Consider the following 19,562-nt stretch of genomic DNA (forward strand, 5'->3'; position numbering starts at 1 on the left):
GGGATGATCATGCGGGACACCGACCGGGCGCTCGTGCAGGCCGCCACCGCCGTCGCGAAGCTCCGCTGCCGCAGCGAGAACCACACCGTCGCGGCGGCCGTGCGCAGCGCCGACGGGCGGGTGTTCAGCGGCGTGAACGTCTACCACTTCACCGGCGGCCCGTGCGCCGAGGTGGTGGCGCTCGGCGCGGCGGCCACCCAGGGGGCCGGCGAGCTGGAGACGATCGTCGCGGTGGGGGACCGGGGGCGGGGCGTCATTCCGCCGTGCGGGCGCTGCCGGCAGGTGCTGCTCGACTACTTCCCGTCGATCCGGGTGATCGTCGGGCCGCCGGACGGGCTGCGCGCCGTGCCGGTGGCCGAGCTGCTGCCCGAGACGTACGTCTGGTCGGACCACCAGGTCGAGGTGCCGGCCGCTCCGCGTACCGGGGTGTGGCCGCAGCCGGTGGTGCCGGTGAGTCGCCAGTCCGCGGAGGACTGAGTTCCGCGCTGGCCGTCACCCGCCCCTACTGGGACGCGCTGCCCGACCTGGTCCGCGACCACCTGCGCTGCCCGGTGGTGGACACGCTCGTCCCGATCCGCCGGAAGCACACCATCGACGGCCCGGTGATGGGCGCGGAGTAGGCCCGCCGCGTCAGCCGCCGCCCGCTCGGGCGCGCAGTGCCCGGATGGTCCAGTCCAGCACCGGCGCCAGGCTCTCGGCCGGGGGCCACCCGTTCACCACCGAGAGCAGGTGCTCGTAACGCTCCCGTCGAGGGTCGTGGGCAGCCTCCAGCCGGTCCAGCAGCCGCTGCCGCAGGTCCGCGTCGTCCGGCCGGCCGCAGAGCCGGGCGTAGCGGGCCGTCGCCCGGTCCAGGGTCGCGTCGGCCCGGGGCGAGGCCGGGTCCACGCCCGCGGGCAGCGCCGGGGCCGCCTCCTCCCGGACCACGGCGACCGCGTCCCGGCGTACGCCCTCGACGCCCCCGCGGTCGGCCGCGTGCGACTCGGCCAGCCGCCGCAGGGCGGCCCGGAAGCCCGGGTCCAGCGCCAGCTCGGCCAGCTCCACCCAGGCTTCCCACCGGGCGTCGTCCGCGTCGGCGGGCAGTTCCGGGGTGAGCGAGCGGCGGACACCCGCGAAACCGGGATCGGTCAGGCCGGTGAAGGTGGCGTCGAGGAACTCGTCGACGAGCCGGCGGCGCTCCCGCTCGGCCAGCCCGGCCAGTCGACGCATCAGGTCGGCCTGGGCCGGGGTGGACCCCCGTCGGGCGATCATGGTCAGCGCCGCGCGCCGCGACCGCAGCACGCGGATCTGCGCGGCCAGGGCGTCCGCGTGCGTCGCGGCGGCCTCGGGCAGGGTGACCTCCAGGGCCACCACCCGGCGCACCGTGGCCAGGTCGACGCCCAGCTCGCGCAGCGTCCGCACCAGGTCGATCCGGGCCGCCGCCTCGGGACCGTAGCGGCGGTGACCGGTCGGGCCCCGGTCGGTCGCCGGCACGATCCCCCGGTCGGACCAGAACCGGATGGTCTTCACCGGCACGCCTGTCCGCCGGGCCAGGTCGCCGATCGAGTAGCGCTCTCCACCGTCCATGTCGCCCACCCTGCCGCCTCCCCCCGGTGGAGGCGCAAGCCCATCGACAACGCCGAGTTAGGCGTGCCTTACCTGGTCAGTTAAGGTAAGGCGTACCTAATCGGAAGGCGAACACCCCCGTGACCACCGTCGCCGTCCGGCCCGCCCGGGCCGACGCCCCCGCCCGCCCCGGCGCGTCCCGCCGCGTCGCGGTCACGTTCGCGGCGGTGCTCCTGCTCGTCGCCGCGCTGCTGGCCAGCCTGGCGCTCGGCAGCCGCCACCTGCCGGTCGACCAGGTGTGGCACGCGCTGGTGGCGCCGGACGACGGCGACGCCACCACCGTGGTCCGCGAGCTGCGGGTGCCGCGTACCGCCCTCGGGTTGGTCGTCGGGCTCGCGCTCGCGCTGGCCGGGGTGCTGTTCCAGGCCGTCACCCGCAACCCGCTCGCCGAGCCGCGCATCCTCGGCGTCAGCGCCGGCGCGTCCTTCGGCGTGGTGCTTGCCATCGCCGTGTTCGGGGTCGGCACGCTGGCCGGCTACGTCTGGTTCGGCATCGCCGGCGCGCTGCTCGCCGGGCTGCTGGTGTTCGCCATCGCCAACCGCACCCGCGACGGCGCCAGCCCGGTCACGCTCGCGCTGGTCGGCGCCGCGCTCGACGCCGGTCTCGGCGCCATCGTGTACGCGCTGCTCAGCATCGACGCCCGCACGTTCGAGGAGTACCGCTTCTGGGTGGTCGGCGGGCTCACCGGCCGGGACGTGGGTGTCGCCGGGCAGGTGCTCCCGTTCGTGCTGGCCGGCGTGCTGCTGGCCGCGCTGGCCGCCCGGGGCCTGGACGCGCTCGCCCTCGGCGACGACGTCGCCCGCGGGCTGGGGCACCGGTTGGCCCTGGTCCGGCTGGCCGCCGGCGGCGGCGGGGTGCTGCTCACCGGCGCCGCGGTGGCCGCCGCCGGCCCGATCGCGTTCGTCGGGCTGGCCGTGCCGCACCTGGCCCGGGCCCTGGTCGGCGCCGACCACCGCTGGACGCTGCTGGTCGCCGCGCTGCTCGGCCCCGCGCTGGTGCTGGCCGCCGACGTGACCGGCCGACTGGTCGCCCCACCCGGCGAGATCCCCGCCGGCATCGTCACCGCCCTCCTCGGCGCCCCCCTGCTCGCCATCCTGGTCCGCCGCGCCAAGGTCGTCACCTCATGACCACCCCCGCCCCCCGCGATCTTGCGCTTTCTGCCCCGGCAAAGCAGACAAAGCCCTCATCGAGTGGGCCGCAATTGCAAGATCGCCGAGGGCGGAGTGGGGCGCTGGCGGGGAAGGCGCTGCTGCGCGTGGGGGCGGTGGCGGTGCCGTTCCGGTGGCGGGCGGTGGTTGTGGCGGGGGTGCTTCTGGGGCTGCTGCTGGGGGCGGTGGTGGTCAGCCTCTCGCTCGGGACGCCGTACGTGGCACCGGGTGACGTGCTGCGGTCGTTGTCCGGGGCCGGCACGCCGTACGACCTCGTGGTGCGTGACCTGCGACTGCCCCGCGCGGTGCTCGCGGCGCTGGCCGGGGCGGCCTTCGGGGTGGCCGGCACGCTGATCCAGAGCGTCGCCCGCAACCCGCTGGCCAGCCCCGACGTCATCGGCGTCACGCAGGGCGCCGGGCTGGCCGCCACGGTGGCGCTGACCAGTGGGGCGGCGGCGGTCCTGGTGGCCCCGGCGGCGCTGCTCGGGGGCCTGGCCGCGGCGGTGCTGGTGTTCGCGCTCGGCGCGCGGCACGGCCTGGCCGCCCAGCGGTTCGTGCTGGCCGGCGTGGCGGTGGCGTTCGCGTTCCGGGCGCTCATCGAGGTGGTGATGCTCACCGCCGACCCGATCGACGGCCTGCGCGCCCAGCTCTGGCTGATCGGCACGCTGGCCGGCAAGGGATGGACCGAGGCGGCCTGGATCGCCGGCACGCTCGCCGTGCTGCTGCCGGTGCTGCTCTGGGCCGGCTGGGCGCTGCGCGGCTCCGCCCTGGACGACGACACCGCCCGGGGGATCGGGCTGCGCCCGGTGGCCCGGCGGATCGGCCTGGCCGGCACCGGCGTGCTGGCCGCCGCCGCGGTCACCGCCCAGGTCGGCGCCGTGGACTTCGTGGCGCTCGTCGCCCCGCAGGTGGCCCGCCGGCTGGTCCGCGCGGAACGCCCGCCGATGCTCTGCGCCGCGCTGCTGGGCGCGCTGTTGCTGGTGCTCGCCGACCTGGCCGGCCGTCGCCTGTTCGCGCCCACCCAGTTGCCGGCCGGTGTGCTGACCGCGGCCATCGGCGGCCCGTACCTCATCTTCGTGCTGCTGCGCACCCGAGGGAGGCGGTCGTGACCGCGCTGCTGTCCACCCGCGACCTGGTCGTCGGCTACGAGGGCCGGACCGTGCTGGACGGGCTGGAACTCGACCTGCCGGCCGACGCGTTCACCGTTATCGTCGGCCCGAACGCCTGCGGCAAGTCGACGCTGCTGCGCACCATGGCCCGGCTGCTCACCCCGCGCCGCGGCGCGGTGCTGCTCGACGGTACGCAGATCCGCGACCTGCCCACCCGGGACGTGGCGCGGCGGCTCGGCGTGCTGCCGCAGAGCCCGCTGGTGCCCGAGGGGATCACCGTGGCCGACCTGGTCGGGCGCGGCCGGCAGCCCTACCAGCGCTGGTGGCGGCAGTGGTCGACCGAGGACGGACGGGCCGTCGACGAGGCGATGCGGCTGGCCGACGTGACAGCGCTCGCCGACCGCCCGGTGGACACGCTCTCCGGCGGGCAGCGCCAACGGGTGTGGATCGCCATGACGCTCGCCCAGGACACCGACGCGCTGCTGCTGGACGAGCCCACCACATTCCTGGACCTGGCCCACCAGGTGGAGGTGCTGGACCTGCTGCACCGGCTGCGCGCCGAGCGGGGCCGGACCGTGGTGGCCGTGCTGCACGACCTCAACCAGGCCGCCCGGTACGCCGACCACCTGGTCGCCATGCGCGGCGGCGCGGTGGTCGCGGTCGGCCCGCCGCGCGAGATCCTCACCGCCGATCTCGTCCGCGACGTGTTCGGGCTCGACTGCGTGGTCGTGCCCTGCCCGGTCACCGGCGCCCCGCTGGTGGTGCCCGCCCGCACCCAGACCTCGGCCGCTCCGGCCGGCACGTCGGCCCCGGCCGGCGCCCCCGTCGGCGACGCCTGAGCGTGCCGACCGCACCCGCACCACGGAAAGGAACCTGATGCGTCGCCTCGCCGCCGTACTCACCACCGCTCTCGCCCTCGGCGTCGGCCTCACCGCCTGCGGGGAGAGCGACCCCGTCGCCGACGCCGGCACCGGGGAGACCCGGGAGATCACCCACGCGATGGGCGCCACCAAGGTGCCGGCCGCGCCGAAGCGCGTGGTGGTGCTCGACACCGACAAGATCGACACCGCGCTGTCGCTGGGCGTCACGCCGGTCGGCGCGGCCACCGCCGGCGAGGCGAAGAGCTGGCCCACCTACTTCGGCGCGGAGAAGCTCACCGGCATCACCGAGGTCGGCGTGCTCACCGAGCCGGACCTGGAGGCGATCAACGCGCTCAAGCCGGACCTGATCCTGGGCAGCAAGTTCCGCCAGGAGAAGTTCTACGACGAGCTGTCCGCCATCGCGCCCACCGTGTTCACCGAGAAGGTGGGCGTGACCTGGAAGGAGAACTTCCTCCTCGACGGCCGGGCGCTCGGCAAGGAGCAGGAGGCCAAGGACCTGCTGGCCACGTACGAGAAGCGGGCGAAGGACGTCGGCGCGAAGCTCGGCGACCCCGGCGCGCGGAAGGTCTCCATCGTGCGCTTCATCCCGGGCAACATCCGGGTGTACGGGCCGGACTCGTTCTCCGGCATCGTGGTCGGTGACACCGGCCTGGGCCGCCCCGAGCGGCAGCGTCTGGACGGCAAGGAGGACAAGCGGTTCGACCTGGTCAGCGCCGAGCGGGTGAACGAGGTCGACGGCGACGTGGTGTTCGTGACCGCGTACGGCGAGAAGGCCGCCGCCGAGCAGGCGAAGGTCACCGCCGGGAGCCTCTGGCAGGGCCTGTCCGCGGTCAAGGCGGGCAAGGCGCACGTGGTCTCCGACGAGACGTGGATGACCGGCATCGGTGTCACCGCCGCCAACAAGATCCTCGACGACCTCGAAAAGCACCTTCCCGCCTGACCCCCACCCTCCACCCCTTTCGAGGGCGCTGGCGGGGAGGGGAGTGGGAGGGGGCGGGGAGGGTTAGGCGGCGGTGGACCAGATGGCGCGGAACGCGGCGGCCTCGCCGGCCAGCCACTGCTCGATCCGCTCGGGCTTGGCGTCGGCCGGCATGCGGTGCGCCTCGCCGCGCCGCACGTCGACCAGCACCGGCTCGGCGTGCGGCAGCACCGCGTCCATGTGCCGGGCCATCAGGTGCAGCGTGGCAAGCGTCGCCTCCTCGCTCGGCGGCGCCTCGTCGAAGTGCAGCCGGATCGCCTCGGCCCGGCCGTCGGCGAAACGCACGCCGAACTGCGGGTTGATCTTCACGGGCAGGTCGCCCAGCATCGCCAGCGCATCCCGGGTCTGGGCCAGGTCGACGCCGGTCGGCTCGCCGAGCGAGTGCAGCCAGCGCGTCGCGCCCGGCACGAGCGCCTCGTAGAGCGGGCGCCAGCGTGGCTTGACCACGTCGGCGACCTGGGCCAGGTGGGTGCCGCCGGTGTGGAACGCGACGTCGGCCTTGAGCGCCTTGACGAACTGCCCGTGCGGGTTGAAACCGTGCCGGCTCGCCCGCTGCCGGCGCAGGCCGCCGACGAACGTCGCCTTGGTGGGGCCGGTCCGGTCGACGTAGCGGGTGAAGCCGAGGAGGGTGGCGTAGGGGGTGAGAGGGGCGGCTGAGGTGGGCGCAGTCACGAGCATCCTCCCAGGTCAAAAGCTCGTTTAGTACATACATTCTAATCGACGGGTGTGACATCGCCCAGGGTTTGGCGGCGCGTACGCGGATGGCGCAGAACGCCCGCGGTGGCGGCACGCCCCGTCGCGGTCGGTGGAGCACCGGGGCGTCTCGGGTACCTGCCGCAGGAGAAGGCGCTGGACCGGCGCCGAGGTGGCCCGGCTCGGCCCGGGCAGCGGCCGGCTCGGCCCGGAAAAGGGCCGGGCCGGCCGAGTCGGGTCAGAGCTGGCCGACGTCGGTGACCCGGACCACCGCCGCGCCCACCTCGTCCGAGGCGGCCAGGTCGACCTCCGCGCTGATGCCCCAGTCGTGGTCGCCGTCGGGGTCGTCCAGGATCTGGCGTACGGTCCACCGCTCCCGGCCCTGCTCGATCATCAGCAGCGCCGGCCCGCGCGCGTCCGGCCCCACCCCGATCGAGTCGTACGCCTCGAAGTACGGCTCCAGCGCGTCCGCCCACGCGTCCGCGTGCCAGCCGTCCCCGGCGTCCAGCTCGGCGAGCAGGTCCCAGCGGCGCAGGGCAGCCAGCTCGACGCGACGGAACAGCGCGTTGCGCACCAGCACCCGGAACGCCCGCGCGTTACGGGTCACCGCCGGCGGCCGGTCGTCCAGCGAGGCGGCCACCTCGGCCACGTCGGACGGGTTGCGCAGCCGCTCCCACTCGTCGATCAGGCTGGAGTCGACCTGGCGGACCAGCTCACCCAGCCACTCGATGAGGTCGACCAGTTCCTCGGTCTTGGCGTCCTCCGGCACGGTCTGCCGCAGCGTCTTGTACGCGTCCGCGAGGTAGCGCAGCACCAGCCCCTCGGAGCGGGACAGCCCGTAGAACTGGACGTACTCCGGGAACGTCATGGCCCGCTCGTACATGTCCCGGACCACGGACTTCGGGGCGAGCTGGTGGTCGGCGACCCACGGGTGGCCCTGGCGGTACATCTCGTACGCGCCCTCCAGCAGCTCGGCGAGCGGCTTGGGCCAGGTCACCTCGTCGAGCAGTTCCAGGCGGGCCTCGTACTCGATGCCGTCGGCCTTCATCGCGGCGACCGCTTCGCCGCGGGCCTTGAACTGCTGCGCGGAGAGGATCTGTCGCGGGTCGTCCAGGATCGCCTCGATCACGCTGAGCACGTCCAGCGCGTACGCCGGGGACTCCCGGTCGAGCAGCTCGATGGTGGCCAGCGCGAGCGGCGACAGCGGCTGGTTGAGCGCGAAGTCGAGCTGGAGGTCGACGGTGAGGCGTACCCGGCGACCCTGCTCGTCCGGCTCGGGCAGCTCCTCGACCACGCCGCCGGCGCGCAGCGCCCGGTAGATGGCGATGGCCCGGCGGATGTGCCGCCGCTGGGCGGCCGGGTCCTCGTGGTTGTCGGTGAGCAGGTGCCGCATCGAGGCGAACGCGTCGCCGGGGCGGCCGATCACGTTGAGCAGCATCGAGTGGCTGACCTGGAAGCTGGAGGTGAGCGGCTCCGGCTCGGCCTCGACCAGGCGCTGGAACGTCGGCTCGCCCCAGCCGATGGAGCCCTCCGGCGGCTTCTTCTTCACCACCTTGCGGCGCTTCTTCGGGTCGTCGCCGGCCTTGGCGAGCGCCTTCTCGTTCTCGATCACGTGCTCGGGCGCCTGCACCACGACGCGGCCGATGGTGTCGAAGCCGGCCCGTCCGGCCCGGCCGGCGATCTGGTGGAACTCGCGCGCCTTGAGCAGCCGGGTGCGGATGCCGTCGTACTTGCTCAGGCCGGTGAAGAGCACGGTGCGGATCGGCACGTTGATGCCGACGCCGAGCGTGTCCGTACCGCAGATGACCTTGAGTAGGCCGGCCTGGGCGAGCGTCTCCACCAGGCGGCGGTACTTCGGGAGCATGCCGGCGTGGTGCACGCCGATGCCGTGCCGGACCAGCCGGGACAGCGTCTTGCCGAAGCCGGACGTGAACCGGAAGTTGCCGATCGCGGTGGCGATCAGGTCCTTCTCGGCGCGGGTGCAGACGTTCACGCTCATCAGCGCCTGGGCGCGTTCCAGCGCGGCGGCCTGGGTGAAGTGCACCACGTACACCGGGGCCTGCTTGGTCTCCAGCAGCTCTTCGAGCGTCTCGTGCAGCGGCGTGGTCGCGTACGAGAAGAGGAGCGGGACCGGTCGCTCGGCCGAGCGGACGACGGCGGTCGGCCGGCCGGTGCGCCGGGTCAGGTCGTCGACGAAGCGGGTGGTGTCGCCGAGCGTGGCCGACATCAGCACGAACTGGGCCTGCGGCAGCTCGATGATCGGCACCTGCCAGGCCCAGCCCCGGTCCGGCTCGGCGTAGAAGTGGAACTCGTCCATGATCACCTGGCCGACGTCGGCGCGGCGGCCCTCCCGTAGCGCCAGGTTGGCCAGGATCTCCGCGGTGCAGCAGATGATCGGCGCGTCCGCGTTGACGCTGGCGTCGCCGGTGAGCATGCCGACGTTCTCCGCGCCGAAGACCTCGCAGAGCGCGAAGAACTTCTCCGACACCAACGCCTTGATCGGCGCGGTGTAGAACGTCGTCCGGTCGCCGGCGAGGGCCGCGAAGTGCGCCGCGATCGCCACCAGGCTCTTGCCCGAGCCGGTCGGCGTATTCATGATCAGGTTCGCGCCGGAGACGATCTCGATGACCGCCTCCTCCTGGTGGGGGTAGAGGTCGAGACCGCGCTCGGACGCCCAGGAGGCGAACGCGTCGTAGAGCGTGTCGGGGTCGGCGGTCTTCGGCAGCGCGGCGGTGAGAGTCATGGCGGCTCCCATCGTGCCTGGGCGGTGCCGTGCCGCGCCAACCGGGTTCAGCGCTGCGGCGTCAGCGCCCCGGTTCAGCGCCCCGGCTTCAGCGCCGCCGGTGGATCAGGTCGAAGACGTCCCGGCCGGCGGTCAGCGCGCGCCGCTCGAACTTGGTCACCGGCCGGTGCGCCGGGCGGGGAGCGTAGCCACCGTGCACGTCGACCAGCTCCGGATCGGCGGTCAGCGTCGTCCGCATCGACTCGGCGTACTCGGCCCAGTCGGTGGCGCAGTGCAGCGTGCCGCCGGGCGCCAGCCGGGACCGCAGCAGCGCCACGTGCGCCGGCGCGATGATCCGGCGCTTGTGGTGCCGGGTCTTCGGCCACGGGTCCGGGAAGTAGACGTGCACCGCGTCCAGGCACCCCTCGGGCATCGCCCGGACCAGGTCCAACGCGTCGCCCTCGGCGACCCGCACGTTCTCCAGCCGGTGCCGTTCCACCAGGTCCAGCAGGTTGGCGATTCCCGGCGTGTGCACCTCGACCGCCAGATAGTGTCGGCTCGGGTCGGCCGCCGCCATCGCGGCGGTGGCGTCGCCCATGCCGGAGCCGATCTCCAGCACCAGCGGCGCCCGCCGTCCGAACAGCGCCGCCGGATCGCACGGCCCGTCGAGGGCGGCGATCTCCAGGCCGTACGCGGGCCAGAGCCGGGTCAGCGCGTCGCGCTGCCGGTCACTCATCCGGCCGCGACGCGGATGGAAGGTGCGGATGCGGGCGGTGGAGACGTCGGTGGTGGTCACAGCGACCCGAGCCTACGCGACCGACGCGGCCGTTCGGATGTGAGGTGCGGCCGGGGGTGAGAGGATTCATTCCCGTACGCCGGGAGGGGTCATGGGGTCAGTCAGGGGACGCGCGGCGCTGCTGGTCGCGGTCGGCGCGTGCGCCTTCCCGCTGCTCGGCGCGGTGCCCGCCCGGGCCGAACCGGTGCCCGAGCAGCCCGCCGGTGACGTGATCTTCGTGGAGGTCACCCCGGGCACGGTCGAGCCGGGTTTCCTGGTCGGCATCCGGGCCAGTTGCCGGGACAATTCGGTGCCCGCGATCGTGGCCTCCGACGCCTTCGGCAAGATCCAGGTGCAGCCGCAGCGCGGCCTGCTCACCGCCTCGCCGATGGTCAACGAGCGCACCCGACCCGGCAACTACCGGGTCAAACTGGAGTGCCCGAGCGGGGAGACCGCGTCCACCATGCTCCAGGTCGTCAAGCGGGCCCAGCCCACCCGGCCGCCGAGTCACCCGCCCAGCCACTTCCCCAGCCGCGGCCCGGCGACCGGCTTCGGCGGCACCGCCGGCCCCGGCCTCGGCGGCCTGCTGGTGCCGATCGGGTTGGCGCTGACCATGGTCGGCGCCGGTCTCGGCGTGGCCGCCTCCCGTCGGCACGCCGCCGGGCGCTGAGGCCCGCCATGGCCGACCACGCCGCCCCGCCGCCCGCCGGTTCCCGGCGCTCCGGCTGGCCGTTCCTCGCCCTGCCCCCGCCCGCCGCCCCGCCGCGATCCGGCGGCTTCCGTTCTGCCGCGCCGGCCACCGGCTCCCGGTCGGCCACCGCGCCTCCGGGCGGCTCGGGGCCGTGGAGCCCGCCCCCGACCGGTCCGCCCCCCGCGCGCTCCCGGCCGGCCGGTCCGCCTCCTGACGGTGGGTCGCCGTCCGGTCCGTCGCCGAGGCGGGACCGGGGCCGGAGCCCCTGGTCGAAGCCGCTGGCTGTGGTGCTGGTGCTGGTCGGTGTGTTCGCCGTCGGGGCCGGCCTCGGCCGCACCGCCGGGCCGTTCGACTGGGCCGAGGCGTCCGCCGGGTCGAGCGCGGTGGCACCCGCGCCGACCACCGCCGCGGCCCGGAAACCGGCCGGCAAGCCGGTCCGCCTGTCCGTGCCGGCCATCAAGGTCGACGCGCCGGTCACCCCGGTCGGTCAGGCGCGGGACGGGTCGGTGGACGTGCCGCCGCTGACCGAGACCGACCAGACCGGCTGGTACAACCGGGGCGCGGTGCCGGGGGAGCCGGGGCGGGCGATCATCGTCGGTCACGTCGACAGCAAGAGCGGGCCGGCGGTGTTCTACCGGCTCCGCGAGCTGAAGCCCGGTGCGCTGATCCGGGTGACCCGCACGGACCGCAGCGTGGTGTCGTTCACCGTCGACAGCGTGGAGTACTTCGACAAGGCGAAGCTACCCGCCGCCCGGGTCTACGGCGACTCCGGCCCGGCCGAGCTGCGCCTGATCACCTGCGGCGGCACGTGGCTCGGCGGTCGCACCGGCTACGAGGACAACGTGATCGTCTTCGCCACCCGCACGCCGTGACCGGCCTTCCACCCACCACGACGGACCGACGTCCATACCGTTCCACTCATGGCGCGCTGGCCGGGTGGGTGGAACGTTATGGCTGTCTCCGCGCCCGTTTGACGTTCATGCCGTTCCACCGACCGCTTGCACTGCGCCCCGCGCTCCGGCCAGAGGAGGGTGAGGGTTTGGGTGCGTCTGTGGTTGCCAGAGCGACAATTGGCGGCGACGAAACGGACGACGAAAGCCGCCAACCTCATGATCGCCGGGCCGGGGCGGGCCGGCGGGGCGCTGTCAGGGGGTGTGGGGGACCTGGAGGGCCACCTCGAACTCCAGGAGGGTGGCGCCGGTGGCGACCGGCTTGCGCGGTTCGGCGCCCTCGGGGGCGGCGTGCGCGGCCCGGGACGAGCCCTGCGCCCACGCCTGGTACGCCTCCTCCGTCTCCCACCTCGTGTAGACGAAGTAGCGGGTCTCGCCGGCGACCGGGCGGAGCAGCTCGAAGCCGAGGAACCCGGGGGAGTTCTCCACCGCGCCGGCCCGGGCGGCGAACCGCTTCTCCAGCTCCTCGCCGGCACCGGGCGGGACGTCGATCGCGTTGATCTTCACGACTGCCATGCCGTCCAGCCTACGGCGACTCAGAACGCCTCGACGGCGGGCGTCAGGTCGGCGTCGACCACGATCGGGGCGTGGTCGGAGGGGCCCTTGCCCTTGCGGGCCTCCCGGTCGACGTACGCGGAGCGGACCGCGCGGGCGAACGGCGCGGTCGCGTACACCAGGTCGATCCGCATGCCCTTGTTCTGGTGGAACATGCCGGCCCGGTAGTCCCAGTAGGTGTAGGGGTGCGGACCCTTCATCGGGGTGGGCACCACGTCGCTGAGCCCCAGGTCGCGCAGCGCGGCCAGCGCGGCCCGCTCGGCCGGCGTGACGTGGGTGGAGGTGGCGAACAGCGCCGGGTCCCAGACGTCGGCGTCGGTCGGCGCGACGTTGAAGTCACCGCAGACGGCGAGCGGCCGGGCCGCGGCCACCTCCGGCTCCAGCGCGTCGCGCAGCGCCGCGAACCAGGCCAGTTTGTACGCGTAGTGCGGGTCGTCCGGGGCGCGGCCGTTCGGCACGTACACCGACCAGACCCGCACCCCGTCGCAGGTGGCGGCGATGGCCCTCGCCTCCGGCGCGGGGAACCCGGGCTCGCCGGGGAAGCCGACCGCCACGTCGGCCAGCCCGACCCGGGACAGCACGGCCACACCGTTCCACCGGCCGTCGCTGTGGCTGGCCACCTCGTAACCCAGCGCGCCCACCTCGGCGACCGGGAACGCCCCGTCCGGGCACTTCGTCTCCTGGAGACAGAGCACGTCGGGCTTCGTGGTGCCCAGCCAGTCGAGCAGCCGGGGCAGGCGGGCCTTCACCGAGTTGACGTTCCAGGTCGCCAGGCGCATGGCCCCAGCCTGCCGCATCCCGGCCCGCTCCGCCCGGTCAGCGTTCCGGGGTGTCGCCCGGGCGGGTCTGCTCGGCGAGGAAGCGTTCCAGCTCGGCGCCGAGTTCGTCGGCGCTGGGCAGCGGGCCGGTCTCGGTGGCGAGCAGGCTCTTCTCGCCGCGACCCCGGGCGAACGCGTCGTACTGCTCCTCCAGCGCCTGGACCAGCGTGGCCGCCTCGTCGGTCTGGGCCACCTGGCGGTCGATCTCCACCCGGATCGCCTCGGCCGCGGTGCGCAGGCCGTCGCGCGGCAGCAGCAGGCCGGTGCCCTTGGACACGGCGGCGAGCAGCGCCTCGGCGGCGGCCGGGTACTCGGTCTGGGCGACGTAGTGCGGCACGTGCGCGGCGAAGCCCAGCGCGTCGCGTCCCTGCTCGCCGAGCCGGTACTCCAGCAGGTGGCCGACGCTGGCCGGCACCTGCACCTTCTGGAGCCAGGGCTCGTGCCCGGCGATCAGCTCCGGCCGGGTGGCGTGCGCGGTGACGCCGCTGGGCCGGGTGTGCGGCACCGCCATCGGGATCGAGTTGAGCCCGACGGTGAGCCGGACGTCGAGGCGGGCCGACAGCCCGGCGACGGCGGCCACGAACCGCTCCCACTGGAGGTCCGGCTCGGGGCCGGTGAGCAGGAGGAACGGCGTCTCGTCGTCGTCGTGCAGCAGGTGCAGCTCGACTTCCGGGGCGTCGTAGTCGGCCCAGTGGTCCTCGACGAAGGTCATCACCGGTCGGCGGGACCGGTAGTCGAACATCTGGTCGATGTCGAAGCGGGCGATGGTGCGGGCGTCCAGGGAGGTGAGCAGCTGTTCCCGGGCCAGCCGGGTGGCGCTGCCGGCGTCGACGAAGCCGGTGAGCGCCTGGATCAGCACCGGCTGGCCGAGGTCGTCGGGCAGCTCGTCGGTGAGTTCGTAGAGCTCGTGTGGGTCGAGCACCGGTGGGTCCTCCCTGTCGACGCGTACGGGGGGCGTCGCGCGAACGCGTCCCCGATTCGGCAAACGTACCGGGGGGAGTGGTCCATTCCGTTACGGACCCGTCGACCGCCCGGAGCGTGATCACAATTCGGCCACGGCTCGGTCCGGCGGCCCATGGCGGGTCGCCCGAACGGACGAGTTAGTCGATCACGGGCCGTTCCGCCGCCGGCCGCGTGCTTCCTGCCCGGGCCGACCGGCTGCGCGGCGGACCGGCGGTTGGCCCGTTCCGCGAGGTCGGCACCGTGCTGGGTGGGCCCGCACACGAATGTCCCGCGGCGTCCCCACGAAGTGTGGCGAGGGCCACCCGTTGAGCCTGGGTGATCCCTATTTGCCCTGTCTAGCCTCGTCGGATGCGTGACAACGGCACCCCCGACGACCCGAACGACCCCGGCCGCCCGACTGACCGTTTGGACGATACCCCCTCAACCGAGTGGACAACCACTGCCTCGGCGGGTACCCGGCGTACCCGGCTGCGGGCGCTGCTGAACCCCCGCGCCCGGCTGGTGGTCGCCGCCGGCACGGCCTGCTGCCTCGGCCTGGTCGGCGTCAGCCAGCTCGGCCTCGGCGCCCCGGACCGCGCCGCGAAGCCCGCCCCCGCCGTGGAACTGGCCGAGCGCGCGGCGCTGGACGCGGCCTCCCGCGGCCTGGCCCGGCCGAGCGCCGCCCCGACCACCCCGACCACCCCGAGCGCCAGCCCGTCCCCGTCCCTGTCCCCGTCCGCGACGTCGAAGCCGAAGGTCAAGGCCACGCCGAAGGCGAAGCCGAAGCCACGCCGGATCGTCCCGGTCGCCGGCCTGAACCGCACCCAGATGGACAACGCCACGAAGATCGTGCGGGCCGGCCGGGAGATGGGTGTGCCGCGCCGTGGGCTGGTCATCGCGGTGGCCACCGCGATGCAGGAGAGCACGCTGCTCAACTACGCCAGCGGGGTGCTGCCCGAGTCGCAGAGCTACCCGCACCAGGCCGTCGGCTGGGACCACGACTCGGTCGGGCTGTTCCAGCAGCGGCCGAGCAGCGGCTGGGGCACGGTGGCCCAGCTGATGGACCCGGAGTACGCGACCCAGGCGTTCCTGGCCGCGCTGGAGGAGATCCCCGGCTGGCAGGACCTGCCGCTGTCGGTCGCCGCCCAGGCGGTGCAGATCTCGGCGTTCCCCGACGCGTACGCGCAGCACGAGTGGCTGGCCGGCGAGGTGGTGGCGGAGGTCCTCGGCTGACCGAACTGGACGGTTGCCGGACGGCCGGTCCGGGTACCAAGGGGTTGCCGGTTCCAGGTACACATGAGGGGGACCGCGAACAGGAGGACGTCATGTCGCTGATGCAACGGATCACCACCTTCCTGCGGTCGCCGCGTGGTCAGCAGTTGGTCGACCGGGGCCGGCGCGAGATCGCCAAGCCGGAGAACCAGGCCCGGCTGCGGCAGCTCGCCACCCGGCTGTCGTCGACCCGCCGTCGCTGACCGACCCACCCCCGCCGTACGAACCCCGGAGCGTCCCGTGACCGACCCCGCCCCCGTCGACGGGGAGCCCACCGCCGTCCCCGCCGCCCCGGTCCCGCCGGTGGAGGCGCCCGAAGCGCCGCCGGCCACGCTGTGGGACCGGATGCGGGAGGACCCGCAGTACGCGCCGGAGCACCTGGCGCTGGAGGCGGTGCGCCGGCTCGGCCCCGAGGCCGCGCAGTGGGCCGCCCGGGCGCGGGCGGAGCGGCCGGACGCACCCCCCGAGCAGGTGGCCGACCAGGCGGTGCGCAAGTTCGTCAACCACGCCCGGCTGTCCGGTGCGGTCTCCGGCGCCGCCGGGCTGCCCGGCGCGGTGATCGACGTGGGCGTGCTGGCCTGGACCCAGGCCCGGCTGGTGCTGCACGTGGCCGCCGCCTACGGCGTCGACCCGACACATCCCGACCGGGCCACCGACCTGCTGGTGCTCCAGCGGGTGCACAAGGCCGCCGAGACCGCCCGGCTGGCGCTGGGCGTGGCCGCCGGCCGGGAACGCGCCGGCGCGTTGTTCGGCTCCGCCGGCAACCGGGCGCTGGGTCGGGTGATGCTCCAGCTCGGCGTGCGGCTGGCCCGGATGGCCGGGGTCCGCGCCGCCAAGCGGATGTTCGCCAAGGTCGTCCCCGGCGCCGCGATCATCCTCGGCACCTGGGCCAACTCGTCGGCCACCAAGGAACTCGCCGACCGGGCCCGCGCGCTCTACCGGGTGGCCGGCCCCCGGCAGCTCCCGGGCCCGCGCCAACCCTGACCGGGTCGGTCGGCCTCAGTCGCGGGCCCAGCCGGAGGCGTTCCAGGCCACCTCGGCCAGCCGGCCCTGGCCGGCCGCGTTCGGGTGGAACCAGTCCAGCGCGTTGACCTGGTCCAGGCCGAACCGGTGGCGGTGCACCGCGCCGCCGTCCCAGCGGCAGCGTGAGCCGTACGCGCGGCAGGCGGCGCGCAGTTCGTCGTCGTACGCCTCGATCCGGGCCTTGACCTTGGCCCGGCGGGCCGTCGCGGCCGACGCGGTCGACGTGGCGTCGGCCAGCAGCGCCGGGCAGACGCCGCGCGACCAGGCCCGGACGGCCCGCGACTCGGTGTGCCCGAGCTGCCAGAGGCGGTAGAGGTCGGGGATGCTGACCACCAGCACCCGCGCCTTCGGCCGGCCCTTGCGCACCACGGTCAGCGCCGCGTCGACCTGGTCCCGGAACGTGTCGACCGGGGTCATCGCGTCGACCCCGGCCCGGCACACGTCGTTCGCGCCGATCAGCACGGTGACCAGGTCCGCCTTGTCGCGGACCGCGGCCCGGGCCTGGTCGGCGAGCCCGGCCGCGCGGGCGCCGGGCTCGGCCCGGTTGTACGCCCGCAGCGCCGGCGCGTCCGCGCGCAGCCGGCGGTAGACGCTCTCCACCCGCAGGCTGTCCCCGCTCGACCACGAGTTGCGTTCACAACTCACCAGCACCAGGCAGGAGCCGAAGCCGGTGGTGACCGAGTCGCCGAGCGCGGTCAGCACCCGGGGGTCACCGGGCCGGGGCGTGTCGGACGGGCGGGGCGACGCCGAGCCGGAGCCGTCGCAGGCCAGCGCCACCAGCGCCGCGACGCAGGCGAGCGCGGCGATCCAGCGTCGAGGCATGCGGGTTCCCCCGTCCGGTGGCGCGAGGCGGCGCGTCGACCCTATGCGCCTCGGTCGTCCGTACGGAAGGTCTGTCGCCCATCTTTCATTGACACCGGTCGTTCACATTCGCGGGCTCAGCGTCGCCAGGGCGCCGGCTGGCCGTGCAGCCACCAGTGCAGCGCCCGGGTGATCCGCGGCAGCACCAGGTAGGTCATCAGCGGGGTCAGCACGAGCGTCATCAGCAGCGTCCGGCCCGCCAGCGGCACGTCGGCGACGAACCGGGCGGTCAGCAGCGTGGCGGTGAGGCTGAGCGGGAAGAACGCCAGCCAGATGGTGACCGCCTGCTTCCAGCGCGGCGGCGCGGCCGGGGCCGCCGGCTCGGCCGCCCCGACGGTCTCCACCACGTGGTCCACCGGCCGGTCGAACCAGCCCTCGATGCCGGTACGGCGTTCCACCCGGGTGTGCTCGACGATGCCCTGCGCGGAACTCAGCCACCAGTGCCGCTGCGGGGAGTCCTCCCAGCCGCGCAGCGTGTCCGCGTCGGCGAAGCGGTACATCACGTGCCACTCGGCGGAACCCGGGGCGCTGCGGACGAAGCCGGCGCCCAGGAACCCCGGGAAACTCTCCGCGAGCGCCGTGCCGGCCCGCATCCACGCCACCATCTCCCCGGTACGCGCCGGGTCGGCGCGCCGCGAGACGGCGACGGTCACGGGCACCGCCTGCATCGTGGTCATGCCATCCTCTCCACCGCCGCGGGATCTCCGCCGGAACCGGCACACCGATCCAACGCGTCCACCCCGCGGTCGCATCCGCCGCGTGCCCGCTCCGTGGCCGGGATCACCGGTCGCCTCGGCCGCACCGGTTAACCCCGGCCGAGCCGGGGTAGCCGGGAAGAATGACCCGATCACAGCCCCGCCGCGCCCGTGGCACGGTCGGACACGCGAACAGCGCGCTGAACCTGCGCCTCGTGCTGGCCCTGTTCGGTGTGGTCGTGATGACCGTCCTCGCGGTGTTCGCGTTCGCCGCCGACCTGGCCTGGCTGGGCGTCGTCTGCGCGATCCTCGCCGTGGTGGCCGTGGTCGATCTGGTCGTCATCCAGCGCCGTCGCGCCGCCCGCCGCCGGGAGGAGCCGGGCGTGCGGCACTCGCTGTTCGAGTGACAGGAGTCCCCATGCCCATCGCCACCACCAATCCCGCCACCGGACAGGTGCTCAAGACGTACGACGCGATGTCGGACGAGCAGGTCGACGCCGCGATCGAGCGGGCCGACCTCGCGTACCGGCAGTTGCGGGACACCACGATCGCGCAGCGCGCCCGGTGGCTCACCGCCGCCGCCGACCTGCTCGACGCCGAGCGGGACTCCACCGCCCGGCTGATGACCACCGAGATGGGCAAGACGTACGCCGCCGCCAAGGCGGAGGTCACCAAGTGCGCCACCGCCTGCCGCTTCTACGCGGACAACGCGCCGGCCATGCTCGCCGACGAGCCGGCCGACGCCGCCGCGGTCAAGGCGAAGCGGGCGTACGTCCGCTACCAGCCGATCGGCGCGGTGCTGGCGGTGATGCCGTGGAACTTCCCGCTGTGGCAGGTGATGCGCTTCGCCGCCCCGGCCCTGATGGCCGGCAACACCGGCCTGCTCAAGCACGCCTCGAACGTGCCGCAGACCGCGCTCTACCTGGAGGACCTGTTCCGCCGGGCCGGTTTCCCCGAAGGCGCGTTCACCACGCTGCTGGTCGGCTCCGACGCGGTGGACCGGATCCTCAGCGACCCCCGGGTCCGCGCCGCCACGCTCACCGGCAGCGAGCCGGCCGGCCGCTCCATCGCGCAGATCGCCGGCCGGGAACTCAAGAAGACCGTGCTGGAGCTGGGCGGCAGCGACCCGTTCGTGGTGATGCCCTCGGCCGACCTGGACAAGGCCGCCGAGGTGGCCACCACCGCCCGCTGCCAGAACAACGGCCAGTCCTGCATCGCCGCCAAGCGGTTCATCGTGCACACCGACGTCTTCGACGCGTTCGCCGAGAAGTTCGCCGCCCGGATGGCGGCGCTGCGGGTCGGCGACCCGATGGACGACGGCACCGACGTCGGCCCGCTGGCCAGCGAACGCGGCCGGGACGAGGTGCACGACCAGGTGACCGACGCGGTGCGGCAGGGCGCCACCGTGCTCTGCGGCGGCGAGAAGCCGACCGGGGACGGCTGGTTCTACCCGCCGACCGTGGTCACCGACCTGCGGCCGGAGATGCGGATGTGGGGCGAGGAGGTGTTCGGCCCGGTCGCCGGCCTCTACCGGGTCGGCTCGTACGAGGAGGCCGTCGAGGTGGCCAACGGCACCAGCTTCGGCCTCGGCTCGAACGCCTGGACCACCGACCCGGCCGAGCAGGAGCGCTTCGCCACCGACCTGGACGCCGGCAACGTGTTCGTCAACGGCATGACCACGTCCTATCCGGAGCTGCCGTTCGGCGGCGTGAAGAACTCCGGGTACGGTCGCGAGCTGTCCGCGCTGGGCATGCGCGAGTTCTGCAACACCAAGACGGTGTGGATCGGCGAGGGTGAGGCCGGCGCGGGCGCCGGCGCGCACGCCGAGTGAGGTGCGGTTGGCCGG

22 protein-coding genes are annotated in these 19,562 nt (G+C 74.3%); 13 read left to right on the top strand and 9 right to left on the bottom strand.

Features of this window, described 5'->3' with window-relative positions:
* Positions 1–3: 3 nt before the first annotated feature.
* Together TPA0908_RS17900 and TPA0908_RS17905 are read left to right on the top strand one after the other, a co-directional pair.
* Positions 4–477 (top strand): cytidine deaminase family protein, encoded by a 474-nt coding sequence (locus TPA0908_RS17900; protein ID WP_281939425.1) that lies wholly within the window; start codon positions 4–6, stop codon positions 475–477.
* Positions 429–620: a hypothetical protein gene (locus TPA0908_RS17905; protein ID WP_281939427.1), complete on the top strand. Its 192-nt coding sequence runs from the start codon at positions 429–431 to the stop codon at positions 618–620. The genes TPA0908_RS17900 and TPA0908_RS17905 overlap by 49 nt, the downstream gene beginning before the upstream one ends.
* Positions 621–630: 10 nt before the next feature.
* On the opposite strand, the gene TPA0908_RS17910 is transcribed toward TPA0908_RS17905, so the two are convergent.
* Positions 631–1,563 (bottom strand): MerR family transcriptional regulator, encoded by a 933-nt coding sequence (locus TPA0908_RS17910; protein ID WP_281939429.1) that lies wholly within the window; start codon positions 1,561–1,563, stop codon positions 631–633.
* A 119-nt stretch (positions 1,564–1,682) separates the two neighbouring features.
* Here TPA0908_RS17910 and TPA0908_RS17915 point away from each other — a divergent pair, with 119 nt between their 5' ends.
* The 4 genes from TPA0908_RS17915 to TPA0908_RS17930 all read left to right on the top strand — a co-directional run bounded on the left by TPA0908_RS17915 (position 1,683) and on the right by TPA0908_RS17930 (position 5,680).
* The gene (locus tag TPA0908_RS17915; RefSeq protein WP_281939431.1) at positions 1,683–2,729 is read left to right on the top strand and encodes a FecCD family ABC transporter permease; all 1,047 of its coding nucleotides are present in this window, start codon (positions 1,683–1,685) and stop codon (positions 2,727–2,729) included.
* A gap of 128 nt (positions 2,730–2,857) precedes the next feature.
* A complete protein-coding gene (locus tag TPA0908_RS17920) occupies positions 2,858–3,859 on the top strand; it encodes a FecCD family ABC transporter permease (protein WP_281939433.1) in 1,002 nt (333 codons plus the stop codon).
* On the top strand, positions 3,856–4,698 hold the full coding sequence (locus tag TPA0908_RS17925) for an ABC transporter ATP-binding protein (RefSeq protein WP_281939435.1): 843 nt from the start codon (positions 3,856–3,858) through the stop codon (positions 4,696–4,698). Before TPA0908_RS17920 ends, TPA0908_RS17925 begins: the two co-directional genes overlap by 4 nt.
* 37 nt (positions 4,699–4,735) lie before the next feature.
* Entirely contained in the window at positions 4,736–5,680 is a 945-nt protein-coding gene (locus tag TPA0908_RS17930) for an ABC transporter substrate-binding protein (protein WP_281939437.1), read from the top strand.
* Between the two features lie 63 nt (positions 5,681–5,743).
* Here the strand turns inward: TPA0908_RS17930 and TPA0908_RS17935 are convergent, their stop codons facing one another.
* The 3 genes from TPA0908_RS17935 to trmB form a co-directional block, all read right to left on the bottom strand.
* A complete protein-coding gene (locus tag TPA0908_RS17935) occupies positions 5,744–6,391 on the bottom strand; it encodes a hypothetical protein (protein WP_107160752.1) in 648 nt (215 codons plus the stop codon).
* A gap of 259 nt (positions 6,392–6,650) precedes the next feature.
* Entirely contained in the window at positions 6,651–9,155 is a 2,505-nt protein-coding gene (locus TPA0908_RS17940; protein ID WP_281939440.1) for a DEAD/DEAH box helicase, read from the bottom strand.
* Positions 9,156–9,243: 88 nt separating this feature from the next.
* The gene (trmB, locus tag TPA0908_RS17945; protein WP_281942598.1) at positions 9,244–9,870 is read right to left on the bottom strand and encodes a tRNA (guanosine(46)-N7)-methyltransferase TrmB; all 627 of its coding nucleotides are present in this window, start codon (positions 9,868–9,870) and stop codon (positions 9,244–9,246) included.
* Positions 9,871–10,021: 151 nt separating this feature from the next.
* Between trmB and TPA0908_RS17950 the strand changes: the two genes are divergently transcribed.
* Both TPA0908_RS17950 and TPA0908_RS17955 read left to right on the top strand, forming a co-directional pair.
* Positions 10,022–10,579, top strand: a complete 558-nt coding sequence (locus tag TPA0908_RS17950) for a hypothetical protein (RefSeq protein ID WP_281939442.1) — start codon at positions 10,022–10,024, stop codon at positions 10,577–10,579.
* A gap of 299 nt (positions 10,580–10,878) precedes the next feature.
* The gene (locus tag TPA0908_RS17955) at positions 10,879–11,472 is read left to right on the top strand and encodes a class F sortase (protein WP_281942600.1); all 594 of its coding nucleotides are present in this window, start codon (positions 10,879–10,881) and stop codon (positions 11,470–11,472) included.
* Positions 11,473–11,745: 273 nt separating this feature from the next.
* Here TPA0908_RS17955 and TPA0908_RS17960 read toward each other — a convergent pair whose 3' ends face one another.
* The 3 genes from TPA0908_RS17960 to TPA0908_RS17970 are packed head-to-tail and all read right to left on the bottom strand — an operon-like array spanning position 11,746 to position 13,845.
* On the bottom strand, positions 11,746–12,066 hold the full coding sequence (locus tag TPA0908_RS17960) for an antibiotic biosynthesis monooxygenase family protein (RefSeq protein ID WP_281939444.1): 321 nt from the start codon (positions 12,064–12,066) through the stop codon (positions 11,746–11,748).
* A 20-nt stretch (positions 12,067–12,086) separates the two neighbouring features.
* A complete protein-coding gene (locus tag TPA0908_RS17965) occupies positions 12,087–12,884 on the bottom strand; it encodes an exodeoxyribonuclease III (protein WP_281939446.1) in 798 nt (265 codons plus the stop codon).
* Positions 12,885–12,921: 37 nt separating this feature from the next.
* Entirely contained in the window at positions 12,922–13,845 is a 924-nt protein-coding gene (locus tag TPA0908_RS17970; protein WP_281939447.1) for a proteasome assembly chaperone family protein, read from the bottom strand.
* A 389-nt stretch (positions 13,846–14,234) separates the two neighbouring features.
* Here TPA0908_RS17970 and TPA0908_RS17975 point away from each other — a divergent pair, with 389 nt between their 5' ends.
* The 3 genes from TPA0908_RS17975 to TPA0908_RS17985 all read left to right on the top strand — a co-directional run bounded on the left by TPA0908_RS17975 (position 14,235) and on the right by TPA0908_RS17985 (position 16,121).
* Positions 14,235–15,098 carry a peptidase M23 gene (locus tag TPA0908_RS17975; protein WP_281939448.1) on the top strand — a complete coding sequence of 288 codons (864 nt, stop codon included), beginning with the start codon at positions 14,235–14,237 and terminating at the stop codon, positions 15,096–15,098.
* Between the two features lie 92 nt (positions 15,099–15,190).
* Complete coding sequence (locus tag TPA0908_RS17980; protein WP_281939450.1) at positions 15,191–15,340, top strand: hypothetical protein; 150 nt, start codon at positions 15,191–15,193, stop codon at positions 15,338–15,340.
* A 37-nt stretch (positions 15,341–15,377) separates the two neighbouring features.
* A complete protein-coding gene (locus tag TPA0908_RS17985) occupies positions 15,378–16,121 on the top strand; it encodes an EcsC family protein (RefSeq protein ID WP_281939452.1) in 744 nt (247 codons plus the stop codon).
* A gap of 15 nt (positions 16,122–16,136) precedes the next feature.
* Here TPA0908_RS17985 and TPA0908_RS17990 read toward each other — a convergent pair whose 3' ends face one another.
* Together TPA0908_RS17990 and TPA0908_RS17995 are read right to left on the bottom strand one after the other, a co-directional pair.
* Positions 16,137–16,982: a GDSL-type esterase/lipase family protein gene (locus tag TPA0908_RS17990; protein WP_281939454.1), complete on the bottom strand. Its 846-nt coding sequence runs from the start codon at positions 16,980–16,982 to the stop codon at positions 16,137–16,139.
* Positions 16,983–17,098: 116 nt separating this feature from the next.
* Positions 17,099–17,698 carry an antibiotic biosynthesis monooxygenase gene (locus TPA0908_RS17995; protein ID WP_281939456.1) on the bottom strand — a complete coding sequence of 200 codons (600 nt, stop codon included), beginning with the start codon at positions 17,696–17,698 and terminating at the stop codon, positions 17,099–17,101.
* Between the two features lie 161 nt (positions 17,699–17,859).
* On the opposite strand from TPA0908_RS17995, the gene TPA0908_RS18000 reads away from it, so the two are divergent.
* A complete protein-coding gene (locus TPA0908_RS18000; RefSeq protein ID WP_107160622.1) occupies positions 17,860–18,123 on the top strand; it encodes a DUF6343 family protein in 264 nt (87 codons plus the stop codon).
* 11 nt (positions 18,124–18,134) lie between these two features.
* On the top strand, positions 18,135–19,547 hold the full coding sequence (locus TPA0908_RS18005; RefSeq protein WP_281939459.1) for an NADP-dependent succinic semialdehyde dehydrogenase: 1,413 nt from the start codon (positions 18,135–18,137) through the stop codon (positions 19,545–19,547).
* The last annotated feature ends 15 nt before the right edge of the window (positions 19,548–19,562 follow it).

The organism is Micromonospora sp. AKA38 (assembly GCF_027925725.1).
Lineage (GTDB): Bacteria > Actinomycetota > Actinomycetes > Mycobacteriales > Micromonosporaceae > Micromonospora.

What these genes read in the sequence shown, in the direction of transcription:
- TPA0908_RS17900 (WP_281939425.1), top strand. Translation starts at nt 4, where the DNA reads ATGATCATGCGGGACACCGACCGGGCGCTCGTGCAGGCCGCCACCGCC.
- TPA0908_RS17910 (WP_281939429.1), bottom strand. Translation starts at nt 1,563, where the DNA reads ATGGACGGTGGAGAGCGCTACTCGATCGGCGACCTGGCCCGGCGGACA.
- TPA0908_RS17930 (WP_281939437.1), top strand. Translation starts at nt 4,736, where the DNA reads ATGCGTCGCCTCGCCGCCGTACTCACCACCGCTCTCGCCCTCGGCGTC.
- TPA0908_RS17940 (WP_281939440.1), bottom strand. Translation starts at nt 9,155, where the DNA reads ATGACTCTCACCGCCGCGCTGCCGAAGACCGCCGACCCCGACACGCTC.
- trmB (WP_281942598.1), bottom strand. Translation starts at nt 9,870, where the DNA reads ATGAGTGACCGGCAGCGCGACGCGCTGACCCGGCTCTGGCCCGCGTAC.
- TPA0908_RS17950 (WP_281939442.1), top strand. Translation starts at nt 10,022, where the DNA reads ATGGGGTCAGTCAGGGGACGCGCGGCGCTGCTGGTCGCGGTCGGCGCG.
- TPA0908_RS17960 (WP_281939444.1), bottom strand. Translation starts at nt 12,066, where the DNA reads ATGGCAGTCGTGAAGATCAACGCGATCGACGTCCCGCCCGGTGCCGGC.
- TPA0908_RS17965 (WP_281939446.1), bottom strand. Translation starts at nt 12,884, where the DNA reads ATGCGCCTGGCGACCTGGAACGTCAACTCGGTGAAGGCCCGCCTGCCC.
- TPA0908_RS17975 (WP_281939448.1), top strand. Translation starts at nt 14,235, where the DNA reads ATGCGTGACAACGGCACCCCCGACGACCCGAACGACCCCGGCCGCCCG.
- TPA0908_RS17980 (WP_281939450.1), top strand. Translation starts at nt 15,191, where the DNA reads ATGTCGCTGATGCAACGGATCACCACCTTCCTGCGGTCGCCGCGTGGT.
- TPA0908_RS17990 (WP_281939454.1), bottom strand. Translation starts at nt 16,982, where the DNA reads ATGCCTCGACGCTGGATCGCCGCGCTCGCCTGCGTCGCGGCGCTGGTG.
- TPA0908_RS17995 (WP_281939456.1), bottom strand. Translation starts at nt 17,698, where the DNA reads ATGACCACGATGCAGGCGGTGCCCGTGACCGTCGCCGTCTCGCGGCGC.
- TPA0908_RS18000 (WP_107160622.1), top strand. Translation starts at nt 17,860, where the DNA reads ATGACCCGATCACAGCCCCGCCGCGCCCGTGGCACGGTCGGACACGCG.
- TPA0908_RS18005 (WP_281939459.1), top strand. Translation starts at nt 18,135, where the DNA reads ATGCCCATCGCCACCACCAATCCCGCCACCGGACAGGTGCTCAAGACG.